Below are 16,009 nucleotides of genomic sequence, written 5' to 3'. Positions count from 1 at the left end.
CCTTTCCATGACCTCGTCCCGTCAGGACCGCATCGCGGCGCTGCCCGCCCACCTGCAGGAAGCGCTGCGCCGGCGGATGGCGGGAGCGGGCGGGCGGACGCCGGAGATCCCGGCCGCCGCCGACCGCTCCCGCCCGATCCCGCTGTCGTCCGCCCAGCGCCGGCTGTGGTTCCTCGGCCGGCTGCGCCCGGACGACCCCGAGTACAACAGCGCGTTCGCCTTGCGCCTGACCGGCGAGCTGGACGTCGACGCGCTGGCCGCGGCGCTGCGGCTGCTCGTCGCCCGGCACGAGCCGCTGCGCACCACCTTCGACGAGGTCGACGGCGAGGGCGTCCAGCTCGTCGGGCCGCCCCCCGAGGTGCCGCTGCCGGTCGTCGACGTCACGCCGGCCGACCTCGACGCCGTCCTGCGCGAGGAGTACGCGCGGCCGTTCGACCTGGGCCGCGGGCCGCTGCTGCGGGCGATGCTGGCCCGGCTGGGCCCGGCCGAGCACGTGCTGCTCGTGTCCGTGCACCACATCGCCACCGACGGCGCGTCGATGGGCATCCTGACCGAAGAGCTCGGCCTCCTCTACGCCGGCGCCGAACTGCCGCCGCGGCCCCTGCAGTACGCGGACTTCGCCGTGTGGCAGCAGAACCGGCCGACGCGCGCGGCCGGGCTCGAGTACTGGACGCGGCAGCTGACCGGGGTCACGCCGCTCGACCTGCCCGCCGACCACCCGCGCCCGGCCACCCGCGGCACCGCGGGCGCGGTCCGCGAGTTCGCTGTCCCCGAAGCCGTCGCGCGCCGGCTCGCCGAGCTGGCCCGGACGTCGGAGACCACGCTGTTCACCGTGCTCGTCGCCGCCTGCCAGGCGCTGTTCGCGCGCTACACCGGCCAGGACGACATCGCGCTCGGCACCGTCGTGCAGGGCCGCGACCGGCCGGAGCTGGAACGGGTCGTCGGGTTCTTCGTCAACACCGTCGTCCTGCGCTCGGCCGTCGACACGTCGGTGCCGTTCACCGACCACCTCGCGGCCGCCCGGCAGACGGTCCTGGACGCCTTCGCCCACGACGACGTCCCGTTCGAGGAGCTGGTCGACGCCGTGCACGCCGGGCGGGATCCCGGGCGCAACCCGCTCTTCGACGTCATGGTGCTGTTGCACAGCGCCACCGGCGCCGGGCCGGAGTTCGCGGGGCTCACCGCCGAGCCGGCGGAGGTCGCGCGGGACTCGGCGAACTTCGACCTCTCCGTCGAGTTCGAGGAGTCCGGCGGCCGGCTGGCCGGGCTCGTCGAGTACAGCACCGAGCTGTTCGACGCGGCCACGATCGACCGCCTGGTCACGCACCTGCTGCGCCTGCTGGCCGGGATCGCCTCCGACCCGGGCCGCCGGGTCGCCGACCTGCCGTTGACGACCGAGGCCGAGGAAGCCGCGCTGCTGGAGTGGGGGAGCACCGCCCTCGACGTCCCGGCGACGACCGTCGCCGACCTCCTCGACCACCAGGCGCGGACGCGGCCGGACGCGACCGCGCTGGTCTGCGGCGACGTCCGGCTGACCTTCGCCGAGCTCACCGCCCGTGCCGACGCCCTCGCCGCTGACCTCGCCGCCCGGGGCGCCGGGCCGGACCGGGTCGTCGCCGTGCTGCTGCCACGGTCGGCCGAAGCGATCGTCGCGCTGTTCGCCGTGCTCAAGGCCGGTGCGGTGCACCTGTCGATCGACCCCGGGCTGCCGGCCGAGCGGATCCGGGTGCTCCTCGACGACACCCGGCCGGTGGTCGTGCTCGACGGCACCGCCGAGCCGTCCGGCGGTCCGCGCCCGGCCGGACCGAGACCCTCGGACGCCGCCTACGTCATCCACACCTCCGGCTCGACGGGCACGCCCAAGGGGGTCGTCGTCGAGCACGCGGCGCTGGTCAACCTCCTCGGCAACCACCGGGCGGTCTTCGGCCGCGACCCGCTGCGCGTGGCCCTCACCGCGACCCTGTCGTTCGACACCTCGTGGGAAGGCCCGCTGCTGCTGGCCGACGGCCACGAGCTGCACCTGATCGGCGACGAAACCCGCCTCGACCCGGCCGCGCTGACCCGGTACGTCCACGACGAGCGCGTCGACTTCCTCGACGTGACGCCGTCCTACCTGCGGCAGCTGCTGCCCGCCGGGCTGCTCGACGGCGACCGTCGCCCGCGGTTCCTGATGGTCGGCGGCGAGGCCATGGACCGCGATCTGTGGCGCGAGCTGGCCGGCTCCGGAACGGTCGCCCACAACTACTACGGCCCCACCGAGTCCACTGTGGACGCCACCTGCACGCCGGTGACCGGGGACCACCCCGTGATCGGCCGGCCGCTGGGCAACGTCGGCGCGTACGTCCTCGACGAGCACCTCCGGCTCGTCCCGCCGGGCGTCCCCGGCGAACTCTGCCTCGCCGGCGCCCAGCTCGCGCGCGGCTACCTCGGCCGGCCCGGGCTGACCGCGGACCGGTTCGTGGCGAACCCCTTCGGCGGCCCGGGATCCCGGCTGTACCGCACCGGCGACCGCGTCCGCTGGACGGCGGACGGGCAGCTCGAGCACCTCGGCCGCACCGACGAGCAGGTGAAGGTGCGCGGCTTCCGGATCGAGCCGGGCGAGGTCGAGACGGCGCTGCGGCCGTTCGTCACCGACGTCGCGGTGGACGTGCGCGGCGGCCGGCTCGTCGCCTACGTTGTCGGCGACGCCGACCCCGCCGCCCTGCGCACCGAACTGACCCGCACGCTGCCGGCGCACCTCGTGCCGTCGGCGTTCGTGCGCCTCGACCGGCTGCCGCTGACCCGGCACGGCAAGCTCGACCGCCGTGCGCTCCCGGAGCCGGAGCGGACCGCGTCGACCGAGTACGTCGCACCGCGCGACGACCGCGAGCGGCTGGTCACCGGCATCTGGGCCGACGTCCTCGGCGTCGAGCGCGTCGGCGTCGACGACGACTTCTTCGACCTCGGCGGGGACTCGCTGCTCGGTATCCGGGTCGTCTCGCGGCTGCGGGCGGAACTCGGCGCCGACGTCCCGGCCCGGCTGGTCTTCAGCGCGCCGACCCCGGCACGCCTCGCCGCAGAGCTGCCCGACGCCGTCACGCCGCAGGCGGCGATCCCGCTCCTCCCGCGGGACGGCGGCCCGCTCGAAGCGCCGCTTTCCTTCGCCCAGCAACGGCTCTGGTTCCTCGACGAGTTCGAACCGGGCAGCACCGAGTACGTCTCGCCGACCGTGCTGCGCCTGCGCGGCGAGCTGGACACCGCCGCGCTGAACCACGCCCTCACCGCGCTGGTCGCCCGGCACGAGTCGCTGCGCACGACCTTCGCGAAGGTCGACGGCCGCGGCGTCCAGGTCGTCCACCCGCCGTACGCCCTCGACGTCCCCGTCACCGACGGCGATCTGGCCACGGCCATGAACGGCGCGACCGGCCCGGTCGACCTGCGCACCGGCCCGCTGCTGCGCGCCGCGCTCACCCGGCTCGCCCCCGGTGACCACGTGCTCACCCTGGTGCTGCACCACATCGTCACCGACGGCTGGTCCTCGGGCGTGCTGCTGAGCGAGCTCGCCACGCTCTACGCCGCCTTCACCCGCGGCGACGACCCGGCGCTGCCGCCGTTGCCGGTGCAGTACGCCGACTACGCGGTCTGGCAGCGGGACCGGCCCGAGTTCGACGACCAGCTGAGCTACTGGCGCCACCGCCTCGACGGCGTCCCGATCCTGGAGCTGCCCACCGACCGGCCGCGCCCGCCGGTCCGCACGAAGAACGGCGCGCTGCACGAGTTCGGCGTCCCCGCGGGCACCACCGCGCGGCTCAAGGAGCTGTCCCGGCAGCACGGCGGCACGCTGTTCATGACCCTGCTCGCCGCCTGCCAGCTGCTGTTCGCCCGCTGGTCGGGGCAGGACGACGTCGCCGTCGGCACCGTCGTCTCCGGCCGGGAACGCACCGAGCTGGAAGGCCTGATCGGCTTCTTCGTCAACACCCTTGTCCTGCGGTCCACTGTGGACCTGAGCCGCGGGTTCGACGCCTTCCTCGAAGACGTCCGCGACACCGTGCTGGACGCCTTCGCCCACCAGGACGTCCCCTTCGACCGCGTCGTCGACGATCTGCAGCCCGAGCGGGACACCAGCCGCACGCCGCTGTGCCAGGTCATGGTCGTGCTGCACAACACCCCCGACGCGCGGCCCACGCTGCCCGGGCTCGCCGTCGAAGAGCTGGCCCCGCCGATCGTGACGGCCGGGTTCGACCTGATGGTCCACTTCCAGGAGACGGCCGGGCGGCTCGACGCGGTCGTCAACTACAACACCGACCTGTTCGACGCCGCCACGATCGAGCGTCTGACCGGCTGGCTGCGCGTCCTCCTGGACGGCATCGCGGCGACGCCGTCGCGGCCGCTCGGCCGGCTGCCCTGGAGCACCGCCGCCGAGCGCGAGCTGGTCCTGCGCGAGTGGAACCCGACGGCCGGGCCCCGGCCGGAACCGACGCTGCCCGAGCTGTTCGCCGCCCAGGTGACGCGCACGCCGGACGCCGTCGCCGTGACGCACGAAGGCACCGAACTGACCTACCGCGAGCTGGACCGCCGGGCGAACCGCCTGGCCCACCGGCTGATCGGCGCGGGAGCCGCGCCGGAGCGGCTGGTGGCCCTGCGGCTGCCGCGGTCGGCCGACCTCGTCGTCGGGGTCCTCGCCGTCCTGAAGTCCGGCGCCGGGTACCTGCCGATCGACCCGGACTACCCGCCCGCCCGCATCGAGGCGATGCTCGCCGACGCGCGGCCGGTCTGCGTCGTCGACGACGTCACCGCCGACGACCGGCCGGACACCGATCCGCGCGTGCCGGTCCGTCCGGACAACACCGCGTACGTCATCTACACCTCCGGCTCGACCGGCGTGCCGAAGGGCGTGCTGGTGCCGCACGCGAACGTGACCCGGCTCTTCTCCTCGACGGCGCACTGGTTCGGCTTCGGCGACCGGGACGTCTGGACGCTCTTCCACTCCTACGCCTTCGACTTCTCGGTGTGGGAGCTGTGGGGCGCGCTGCTGCACGGCGGGCGGCTCGTCGTCGTCGGCCAGGACGTCGTCCGCGCACCCGAAGACTTCCTGGCGCTGCTGGCCGAACAGCGGGTGACCGTGCTCAACCAGACGCCGTCCGCGTTCCACCGCCTGGGCACGCTGCCGTCCGCGCCGCTGAGCCTGCGGTACGTCATCTTCGGCGGCGAGGCACTGGAGCCCGCACGCCTGGCGGACTGGCGCCGCCGGCACCCGGACGGGCCGCGGCTGGTCGACATGTACGGCATCACCGAGACCACCGTGCACGTCACCCACCGCGTGCTCGACGGCGACCGGGCCGGCGTGGGCGTGCCGATCCCGGACCTGCGGTGCTACGTCCTCGACGTCGGCCTCGAACCGGTGCCGCCGGGTGTCACCGGCGAGCTGTACGTCGCGGGCGCGGGGCTCGCGCGCGGCTACCTGAACCGGCCGGGCCTGACCGCGTCCCGGTTCGTGGCCGATCCCTTCGGCGCGCCCGGCACCCGGATGTACCGCACCGGCGACCTGCTGTGCTGGACCGCCGGGGGCGAGCTGGCCTACCGCGGCCGCGCCGACCAGCAGGTCAAGATCCGCGGCTTCCGGATCGAGCTGGGCGAGGTCGAAGCGGCCCTGACCGCGCACCCGGACGTGACCGGTGCCGCCGTCGTCGCCCACGGCACCGGCGACGCGCGGCTGGTCGCCTACCTGACCGGGACGGTGCCCGGGACCACGGCGCTGCGCGAGTTCCTCGGCCGCTCCCTGCCCGCGCACATGATCCCGGCGGTGTTCGTCGGCCTGGAGAAGCTGCCGCTCAACGCCAACGGGAAGCTCGACCACCGGGCGCTGCCGGAACCGGGCGCGCGCACCGAAACCCGGTACACCGCTCCGCGCACCGACGCCGAGGCCACGCTCGCCGAGGTGTGGTCCGCGGTGCTCGGCGTCGACCGGGTCGGCGTCGAGGACAACTTCTTCGGCCTCGGCGGCGACTCGATCCTCAGCATCCAGGTCGTGGCCCGGGCCCGGCAGGCCGGCCTGACGCTCTCGTCGAAGGACCTCTTCCAGCGCCAGACCATCGCCGAACTGGCCCAGGTCGCCACCACGAACACCCCCGCGCCGGCCCCCGTGGAAGCGAGCGGGCCCGCGCCGCTGGGCCCGATCCAGGCGTGGCTGTTCGAGCAGTTCGACGACCCGTGGCGGCTGACCATGTCCGTCCACGTCGTCCTGTCCTCAGTGGACGTTCCCCGGCTGGTCGGCGCGCTCGCCCGCGTGGCCGAGCGGCACGACGCCCTGCGCATGCGCTTCTCGCGGGTGGACGGCACCTGGCAGCAGGAGCCCGCCGCGACCGAGACCGCGGACATCCTGCGGCACGTCGACCTGTCCGAAGTGGACGACGCCGGCACCGCGATGCACGTCGAAGCCGTCCGCGCGCAGACCTCCTTGGACATCAGCGAAGGCCCGGTGTGGCGAGTGGTGCTGTTCACCTTCGCCGGCCGCCCGCCGCAGCTGTTCCTCACCGCCCACCACCTCGTCATGGACGGGGTCTCCTGGCGCATCCTGCTGGCCGACCTCGACCACGCCTACCGGGGAGACGCACTGGAACCGGTGGGCAGCTCGTTCACCCACTGGGCCCGGTCGCTGGCCGCGCACGTGAAAATGGGACACCTCGACAAGCACGCCGCCTATTGGGAAACTGCTCCCGGCGGGGTGCGGACGGAGCTCCCGGTCGACCGGACCGGCCGCAACCGCGCGAAGTCGGCGCGCGCGGTCTCGGTGTCACTTGGCCGGGCCGAGACCACCGCGCTGCTGCACGACGTGCCTTCGGCGTACCGGACCGAGGTCAACGACGTCCTGCTGAGCGCCCTCGGCCGGGTGCTCGCCCGCTGGACGGGCCGAGCGCGCGTGATCGTGGCGATGGAAGGCCACGGCCGCGAGGAAATCGCGGCACCACTGGAACTTTCCCGGACGATCGGCTGGTTCACCGCCCAGTACCCGCTGACGCTCACCCTGCCCGAGGGCGACTGGGGTGACGTCCTCAAGGCGGTCAAGGAACAGCTGCGCGCCGTCCCGGACAAGGGCGCCGGCTATGGAGCCCTGCGCTACCTCGGCCCGCCCGATACCGCCCTCCGCGACGACCCCGCACCGCGGATCTCGTTCAACTACCACGGCCGCTGGGACGTCGGCGCCCCCGGCGACGGCTGGTACCAGGGCCGCGGCGAACCCCTCGGCCACGACAGCGACCCGGAGGGCACGCGGCCGTACCTGCTCGACGTCGTCGGCGTGGTCGAAGCCGGCGAGCTGCACCTCACCTGGGAGTACGCCGAAGACGTCCACGACGAGTCCACCGTCCGCGCGCTCGCCGAGGAGATGGCCGAGGCGCTGCGGGACATCGTCGTCCACTGCGCCGGCGCCGGTGGCCGCACGCCGTCGGACTTCCCGCTCGCCCGGCTCGACCAGGCCACCGTCGACCGCCTGGCCGGCGACGGCCGCGACGTCGAGGACCTCTACCCGCTCACCCCGCTGCAGGCCGGCATGGTGTTCCACAGCCTGGTCGACCGCGGCTCCGGCGCGTACTTCGACCAGTTCCGCCTGCGGCTGGGCGGCGTGCGCAACCCGCTGGCGCTGGCCGAGGCGTGGCAGCGCGTGGCCGACCGCACGCCGATCCTGCGCAGCAGCATGGTCTGGGACGGCGTCGACGAGCCGCTCCAGCGCGTGCACCGGCGGGTCCGGGTGCCGGTCGGGCAGCACGACTGGCGCGGGCTCACCCCGGACGCGCAGCAGGAAGAACTCGCGAAGCTGCTCGAAGCCGACCAGGCGGCCGGCATGGACCTGACGGCGCCGCCGTTGATGCGCCTGGAGATCGCCCGCGTCGCCGACGACGAGGTGCAGCTGGTCTGGACGTCGCACCACGTCCTGCTCGACGGCTGGAGCACCGCCCAGGTCTTCGGGGAGGTGGGCGAGCAGTACGCCGCGATCGTCGAAGGCCGGCCGGCCGAGCTCGCGCCGCGCCGCCCCTTCCGCGACTACCTCGCCTGGCTGGCCGGGCAGGACCACGCCGAAGCCGAACGGCACTGGCGCGCGGTGCTCGAGGGCTTCACCGCCCCGACCCCGCTGCCGTATGACCGGCGGCCCCAGGAAGCCCACCGCGCCGAGTCGGCGGCGGAGGTCCTGGTCGAGCTGTCCGCCGAAGAGTCCGCCCGGCTGCACGCCACGGCGAAGGCGGCCGCGCTGACGGTCAACTCGGTCGTCCAAGGCGCGTGGGCGGTGCTGCTGGCGCGCTACAGCGGCGAGTCCGACGTCGTGTTCGGCACGACGGTGTCCGGCCGGCCGGCCGAGCTGCCCGGCGTCGAGGCGATGGTCGGGATGTTCATCAACACCGTGCCCACCCGGATCGAAGTCCACAGTGGACAACCGGCGGGCGAGTGGCTGCGCGCGGTCCAGGCACGGCAGGCCGACGCCCGGCGCTACGACTTCCTCGCGTTGTCGCGGCTGCAGGCGTTCACCGGGGTCCCGGCGGGCTCGGCGCTGTTCGACAGCGTCGTCGTCTTCGAGAACTACCCGATCTCCGACAGCGGCCAGGACGGCGTGCACGTGCTGGACGTCGGTTCGCTCGACACGACGAGCTACCCGCTGAACCTCACCGCCTACCTGCACGACCGGCTGGGCCTCGAACTGTCCTACGATCCCCGGCTGTTCGACGAGGAGACCGCACGACGGCTCGCCGGGCAGCTCGCCCAGCTCGTCCGCGCGATCGCCGCCGACCCGGACCGCCCGCTGGGCTCTTTGTCGCTCTCGACGCCCGAAGAGCGGCAGTTGCTGCTCACCGCCGGCGAAGGCGCGAAGCTCGATGTCCCCGCGGGCACGGTGCTCGACGTCTTCGAAGGGACCGTGGCGCGGACGCCGCACGAGACCGCGCTCGTCTCCGGCGACACCGAGCTGGACTTCGCCGAGGTCGACGCGCGCGCCACCCGGCTGGCCGCGGAGCTGACCGCGCGCGGCGCCGGTCCCGAACGGGTCGTGGCCGTGGCGCTGCCCCGCTCGGCCGACGCCGTCATCGCCCTGTTCGCCGTGCTCAAGGCGGGTGCGGTGTACCTGCCGATCGATCCCGGCCTGCCGGCGGAACGGATCCGGTTCCTCCTCGACGACGCCGATCCCGCCGTGGTCCTGGGGTTGCCGCACGAAGACCGGCCCGGGGCGCCGGCCGCGTCGTCCCCGGCCGCGTACGTCATCTACACCTCGGGGTCGACCGGGACGCCCAAGGGCGTGCTCGTCGAGCACCCCGCGCTGATGAACCTGCTGGTGAACCACCGCGCGGTGTTCGGCCGAGACCGGATGCGGGTGGCGCTCACGGCGGCCTTCTCGTTCGACACGTCGTGGGAAGGCCCGCTGCTGCTGGCGGACGGGCACGAGCTGCACGTCATCGACGACGACACCCGGCTCGACCCCGCGGCCCTGGTCCGGTATGTCCGGGACCGCCGCATCGACTTCCTCGACGTCACGCCGTCCTACGTCCGCCAGCTGCTGCCCGCCGGCCTGCTGTCGGGCACGCACCGGCCCGCGCACCTGATGCTCGGCGGCGAGGCCACTCCCGAGCCGCTGTGGCGCGAGCTGGCGGCGTGCGGAACCGCCGTCCACAACTACTACGGGCCCACCGAGACCACGGTGGACGCCGTCCGCGCACCCGTGACCGGGGACCGGCCGGTGATCGGGCGGCCCCTGGCCAACCTGCGGGCCTACGTGCTCGACCCGGCCGGCGAGCCGGTGCCGCCCGGGATGCCGGGGGAGCTGTGCCTCGCCGGCGGCCAGCTCGCCCGCGGCTACCTGAACCGCCCGGGGCTCACCGCGGACCGGTTCGTCGCGGACCCGTTCGGTCCGCCGGGCGGCCGGATGTACCGCACCGGCGACCGCGTCCGCTGGACCGCCGGCGAGCTCGACTACCTCGGCCGCGTCGACGAGCAGGTCAAGATCCGCGGCTTCCGCGTGGAGCCGGGCGAGGTCGAGGCCGTCCTCCGGCGGCACCCGGCGGTCGCCGACACCGCGGTGGCCGCCCGCGACGGCCGGCTCGTCGCCTACGTCGTCGGCGACGTCCGCGGCCTGCGCGCCTGGCTGCGCGAGCGGGTGCCGGACCACCTCGTGCCGTCGGTGTTCGTGGCACTGGACGCGATCCCGCTCACCCGTCACGGCAAGGTCGACCGGCGTGCCTTGCCGAGTCCCGAGTGGGAAACCTCGGCCGAGTACGCCGCGCCGCGGCCCGGCACCGAACGGCGGCTGGCGGCGATCTGGGCCGACGTGCTGCGCGTCGACCGGGTGGGGCGCACCGACAGCTTCTTCGAGCTGGGCGGCGATTCGCTGCTGAGCATGCGGATCAGCTCGCGGGTGCGGGCGGAGCTGGGCGTCGAGGTCTCGCCGCGGGCCCTCTTCCAGACTCCGACGCTCGCCGCGTTCGCCGCCGCATTGCCCGCCGGCGAGTCCGCCGCGGCCCCGATCCCGGTCGTGCCGCGGGGCGGCCCGCTGCCGCTGTCGTTCGCCCAGCAGCGCCTGTGGTTCCTCGACGAGTTCGAGCCGGGCGGCAGCGCCTACCTTTCGCCCACGGCGTTGCGGCTGCGCGGGTCCCTCGACGTCGACGCCTTGAGCCGGGCTCTCGACACCCTGGTCGCCCGGCACGAGTCGCTGCGCACGACGTTCGACGCGGTCGAGGGCCGCGGCGTCCAGCACGTCCACGAACCCCGGCCGGTGGAGCTCCCCGTGCGGGACTTCGACGAGGAGGCACTGGCGGAAGAGGCGCGGCGGCCGTTCGACCTGCGCACCGGGCCACTGCTGCGGGCCCGGCTGTTCCGGCGGGCGCCCGACGACCACGTCCTGCTGCTGGTGCTGCACCACATCGTCACCGACGGCTGGTCGTCCGGCGTGCTGGCCGCCGAGCTCGACGCCTGCTACGCCGCCCACGTCCGCGGCGAGGAGCCGGACCTGCCGGAGCTGCCGGTGCAGTACGCGGATTTCGCGACCTGGCAACGGGACTTCCTGGACGGGCCCGCGCTCGCCGGGCAGCTGGACCACTGGCGCGACCGGCTGGCCGGGCTCACCCCGCTCGAGCTGCCCACCGACCGGCCGCGGCCCCCGGTGCGCACCACCGAAGGGCGGTGGCTCGGCTTCGCCATCCCCGCCGAGGTCGCCGCGAAGCTGCGTGACCTGGCGAGCGCGCGGGACAGCACGCTGTTCATGACGCTCGTCGCCGCGTGCCAGGTCCTGCTGGCCCGCTGGGCCGGCCAGGACGACGTCGCCGTCGGCACGGTCACCGCCGGGCGCGACCGGGCCGAGCTGGACCGGGTGGTCGGCTTCTTCGTCAACACCCTGGTCCTGCGGTCCACAGTGGACCATCGCCGGACGTTCCGGGAGTTCCTGGCCGGCGTGCGGGAAACCGTGCTCGACGCCTTCGCGCACCAGGAGGTGCCGTTCGAGCGCGTGGTGGACGCGGTGCAGCCGGTCCGCGACCCGAGCCGGACGCCGTTGTTCCAGGTGATGGTCGCCCTCCAGAACACCGGCGACCGGCCGGGCGGCGGCACGCTCGTCGCCGGCGAGGTCGCGCTGCCCGCGACGACCGCGAACTTCGACCTGCTCGTGCAGTTCGAAGAGGACGGCGGCGCGCTGCACGGCGCGATCAACTACGCCACCGGCCTGTTCGACGCCGCGACGATCGAACGGCTGGCAGCCCGCTTGGAGACGGCGCTGGCGGCCTTCGCCGCGGAACCCGACCGGCCGATGACGGCGCTGCCGCTGTTGCCGGACGCCGAACTCGACCTGCTGCGGGCCGGGAACGACACCGCACGGGCCGTCGCACCGGCGTCGCTCGCGCAGTTGGTCGAGGCACGGGCGGCGCGCACCCCCGACGCGCCGGCGCTGGTCTCCGACCAGGGCGGCCTCACCTTCGCCGAGCTGAACGCGCGGGCGAACCGGCTGGCCCGCCTGCTCGCCGGCCGCGGTGCCGGTCCCGAGCGGATCGTCGCGGTCCGGCTGCCGCGGTCGGTCGCGCTCGTCGTCACCGAACTGGCCGTGGCGAAGACCGGCGCCGCGTTCCTGCCCGTCGACCCCGGCTACCCGGCCGAGCGGATCGAGTTCATGCTGCGTGACGCCGATCCGGTCGTCGTGGTGGACGACGAGCCCGACGCGGGAGGCTTCGACGACACGAACCTCGGTGTCCCGGTGGACCCGGACCAGCCGGCGTACGTGATCTACACGTCCGGCTCGACCGGGCGGCCCAAGGGCGTCGTCGTGTCCCACGCCGGGCTGGCCTCCCTTTCCGCGGCCGAAATCGCCCACTTCGAGGTGCGTCCGGGCGATCGCGTGCTCGCCTTCAGCTCGCCGAGCTTCGACGCGTCGGTGCTGGAGCTGGCCATGGCGCTGCCCGCCGGCGCCGCGCTCGTCGTGCCGCCCGAAGGCCCGCTGCTCGGCGCGCAGCTCGCCGAGGTACTGGCCGGGTACCGGGTCACGCACGCGCTGATCCCGCCGGTCGCGCTCGCGACCGTGCCCGAGGTGCCGCTGCCGGACTTCCGCACGGTGATCGTCGGCGGGGACGTCTGCCCGGCCTCGCTCGTGGACCGCTGGGCCCCCGGCCGGCGGATGATCAACGCCTACGGGCCCACCGAGTCCACCGTCGTCACGTCGTGGAGCGAGCCGCTGGTGCCCGGCGGCCCACCGCCGATCGGCAAGCCCATCCCCAACACCCGGGTGCACGTGCTGGACGGCGGCCTGCGCCAGGTGCCCGTCGGGGCGCCGGGCGACCTGTACGTCAGCGGCCTCGGCCTGGCCCGCGGGTACCTGAACCGGCCGGGCCTGACCGCGGACCGGTTCGTCGCGGACCCCTTCGGCCCGCCCGGGTCCCGGATGTACCGCACCGGCGACGTCGTGCGCCGGCGGGCGTCGGGCGACCTCGAGTTCGCCGGGCGCGCGGACGACCAGGTCAAGGTCCGCGGGTTCCGCGTCGAGCTCGGCGAGATCGAGACCGCCCTGCGGCGGGACCCGGACGTGCGGGAAGCGGTCGTCGTCGCCCGGGAAGCCGACGGGCACAAGCGGCTGGTCGCCTACGTCGTCGGCGACGTGACGGACCTGCGCGACCGGCTCGGCGACACCCTGCCGGACTACCTAGTGCCGTCGGTGTTCGTGCCCCTGGCGGAGCTGCCGGTGACGCCCAACGGCAAGGTGGACCGCGCGGCCCTGCCCGCGCCGGACCTCTCGGCGCTGCGGACCGCCGAGTACGTCGCCCCGCGCACGGAGCTCGAAGAGCTGCTGGCGACCACCTGGGCCGAGGTCCTCGGCCTCGACCGCGTCGGCGCCGAGGACAACTTCTTCGACCTGGGCGGGGATTCCATCCTGAGCATCCAGGTGGTTCACCGCGCCCGGCAGGCGGGCCTCGCGATGCGGTCGAAGGACCTGTTCACCCACCAGACGGTCGCCGAGCTGGCGACCGTGGTCCGGCCGGCCGAAGCTGCGGACGGCGCGCGCGAGGCCGTCGTCGGCGACGTCCCGCTGACGCCGATCCAGCGGTGGTTCCTCGACTCCGGACCGGCCAACCCGGCGCACTTCAACCAGTCCGTCCTCGTCGAGCTGGCCGCGCCGGTGGACGAAGAGGCGCTGCGGCAGGCGATCGACGCCGTCGTCGCCCACCACGACGCGCTGCGCCTGCGCTTCGAGCGGACCGCCGCCGGGTGGACCCAGCACAACGCCCCGGTGGAGCCGGGATCCGTGCTGCGGTCAGTGTCCTTTGTGGACCTGGAACGCGCCGCGGACGACGCGCAGGCGAGCTTCGACCTCGCCCGGCCGCCGCAGCTGCGGGCGCTGCTGTCCGGGCCGGGGGAGAACGGGAACCCGCGGCTCTTCCTCGCCGCGCACCACCTGGTCGTGGACGCCGTCTCGTGGGGCATCCTGCTGGAGGACCTGGAGAAGGCGTACCGGCAGATCGAGGCGGGGGAGAAGCCGGACCTCGGCGCGAAGACGACGTCGTTCCGCGACTGGGCGCACCGGCTGCGCGCGTTCGCCGAAAGCGGGGCGCTGGACGGCGAACGCGAGCACTGGGCCCGGGAGCTCCCCGGGCGCGAGATCCCGTGCGAGGAAACGGGGATCGCGCCGGGGCCACCCGAGCTGGTCACGGTCGCCGTCGACGAGCGCGACACCGACGCGCTGCTGCACCGGGCGCCCGGCGCCTACCGGACGCGGATCAACGACGTCCTGCTGACCGCGCTCGCCCGCGCCCTCACCCGCTGGACGGGGGAGCGCGCGGTGGCGGTCGACCTGGAAGGGCACGGCCGCGAGGAGGTCCTCGACGACGTCGACCTGACCCGGACCGTCGGGTGGTTCACCACGCTGTTCCCGGTCGCACTGGAAGTCGACCCGGCCGCGGGCTGGCGGCAGCTCGTCAAGAGCGTGCGGCGGCAGCTGCGCGCGGTGCCGGGCAACGGGTTCGGGCACGGCGTCCTGCGCTGCTTCCGCGACCCGGACCTCGGCCGGGACGCGCCGCGCGTGGCGTTCAACTACCTGGGCCAGGGCGAGCACGGCGGTGCCGCCGGCGGCCTCTACCTGCGGGCGCACCCGCCGCTGGGCCGCGAGCAGGACCCGGCGAACGTGCCGGCGCACCTGCTGGAAGTGGTCGGCGGCGTGCGGGACGGCCGGCTGGAGTTCTCCTGGTACTACCGGCCGGACCGGCACGAACGCGCCACGGTGACCGCCGTCGCAGCGGACTTCGCGGCCGCGTTGCGCGCCATCGCCGCCGACTGCCGGGGGGACGACGCGTGACCCGCGACTACCGCCTGCTCTGGATCGGCCAGGTCGTCTCCGAGGCCGGGTTCAGCACGACGGCGATCGCCTTCCCGCTGCTGGTGCTGGCCCTCACCGGATCGGCGGCGCAGTCGGGGCTCGTGCTCGGCGCCGTGGCGGTCGCCCAGCTGGTGGCCGGCCTGCCCGCCGGCGCATTGGTGGACCGCTGGCACCGCAAGCGGATCATGCTCGGCTGCGAAGCGGCGCAGGCGCTCGCGGCGGCCGGGCTCGTGCTCGCGCTGTTCTGGGACGTCGCCGGGGTCGGGCTGCTGGTGGCGGTCGCCGTCGTGATGGGCGTGAGCCGTGCGCTGTTCGAGCCGGCCGAAGAGGCGAGCCTGCCGCGGCTGGTGAAGGAGGAGCAGGTGCCGTCGGCGGTCGCGCTGAACGCGGCCCGCACCAGCGCGGGACAGCTCTCCGGCACGGCGCTCGGCGGGTTCCTGTTCGCCGTGGGCCGGCTGGTCCCGTTCGCCTTCGACGTCGTGGCGCACGTCTTCGCCTTCGTGGCCTTGCTGTTCGTGCGCCTGCCGGGCCGGCCGGAGCGCACGCCGGACCAGCCACCCGCGCACCTGGGCCGGGAGATCGCGGAGGGCCTGCGCTGGGTGTGGGGCCAGCCGCGGCTGCGCGTCACGGTCCTCTGCGTGGTGAGCCTGAACCTGTTCTTCTCGGCCTACTACCTGGTGATCATCGTGCTGGCCAACGAACGCGGAGTGCCCGCCGGCGAGATCGGCGTGATGGCGGCGATGCTCGGCGCCGGGGGCATCCTCGGCTCGCTGGCCGCGCCCTGGCTGCACCGCCGGGTCAGCCCGCACCTGCTGATCGCCGGCGTCTTCTGGGCGCTGACGGTGCTGACCCCGCTGGCGGTGTTCGCGACCAACGGGTACGTGCTGGGCGCGCTGTTCGCGGCCATCGCGTTCCTGCCCCCGGCGGCCAACACGACGATCAGCACCTATCAGCTGCTGTTCACCCCGGACGCGTTGCGCGGCCGCCTGGGCGGGGTACTCGGCGTGACGGGCGGCCTGGCGGCGGCGCTCGGCCCGGCACTGGGCGGCTGGCTGGTCGAGGTGCTCCCCGGTACAGCCGCCGTCCTGACCTGCGCCGCGGCGATCGCGGTGGTCACCCTGCTGACGACGTTCAGCGGGACACTTCGCGGGTTCCCGGCCGTGGACCGGATCCGTGAGCTCGAAGAAACCCCTGGCCCGTAAGAGA

At 74.5% G+C, this 16,009-nt stretch carries 2 protein-coding genes; both read left to right on the top strand.

Annotation, left to right across the window (positions count from 1 at the left end):
• Positions 1-7 precede the first annotated feature (7 nt).
• Complete coding sequence (locus ACZ7PG_RS04740) at positions 8-14,782, top strand: non-ribosomal peptide synthetase (protein ID WP_470237739.1); 14,775 nt, start codon at positions 8-10, stop codon at positions 14,780-14,782.
• Positions 14,779-16,005 carry an MFS transporter gene (locus ACZ7PG_RS04735; protein WP_470237738.1) on the top strand — a complete coding sequence of 409 codons (1,227 nt, stop codon included), beginning with the start codon at positions 14,779-14,781 and terminating at the stop codon, positions 16,003-16,005. Before ACZ7PG_RS04740 ends, ACZ7PG_RS04735 begins: the two co-directional genes overlap by 4 nt.
• Positions 16,006-16,009: the final 4 nt, after the last annotated feature.

This window comes from Amycolatopsis sp. NPDC114504, from assembly GCF_055633595.1.
This window is presented reverse-complemented; position numbering and strand designations above follow the sequence as displayed.

Excerpts from the sequence above, each read along its gene's own strand:
- ACZ7PG_RS04740 (WP_470237739.1), top strand. The coding sequence starts at position 8 with ATGACCTCGTCCCGTCAGGACCGCATCGCGGCGCTGCCCGCCCACCTG.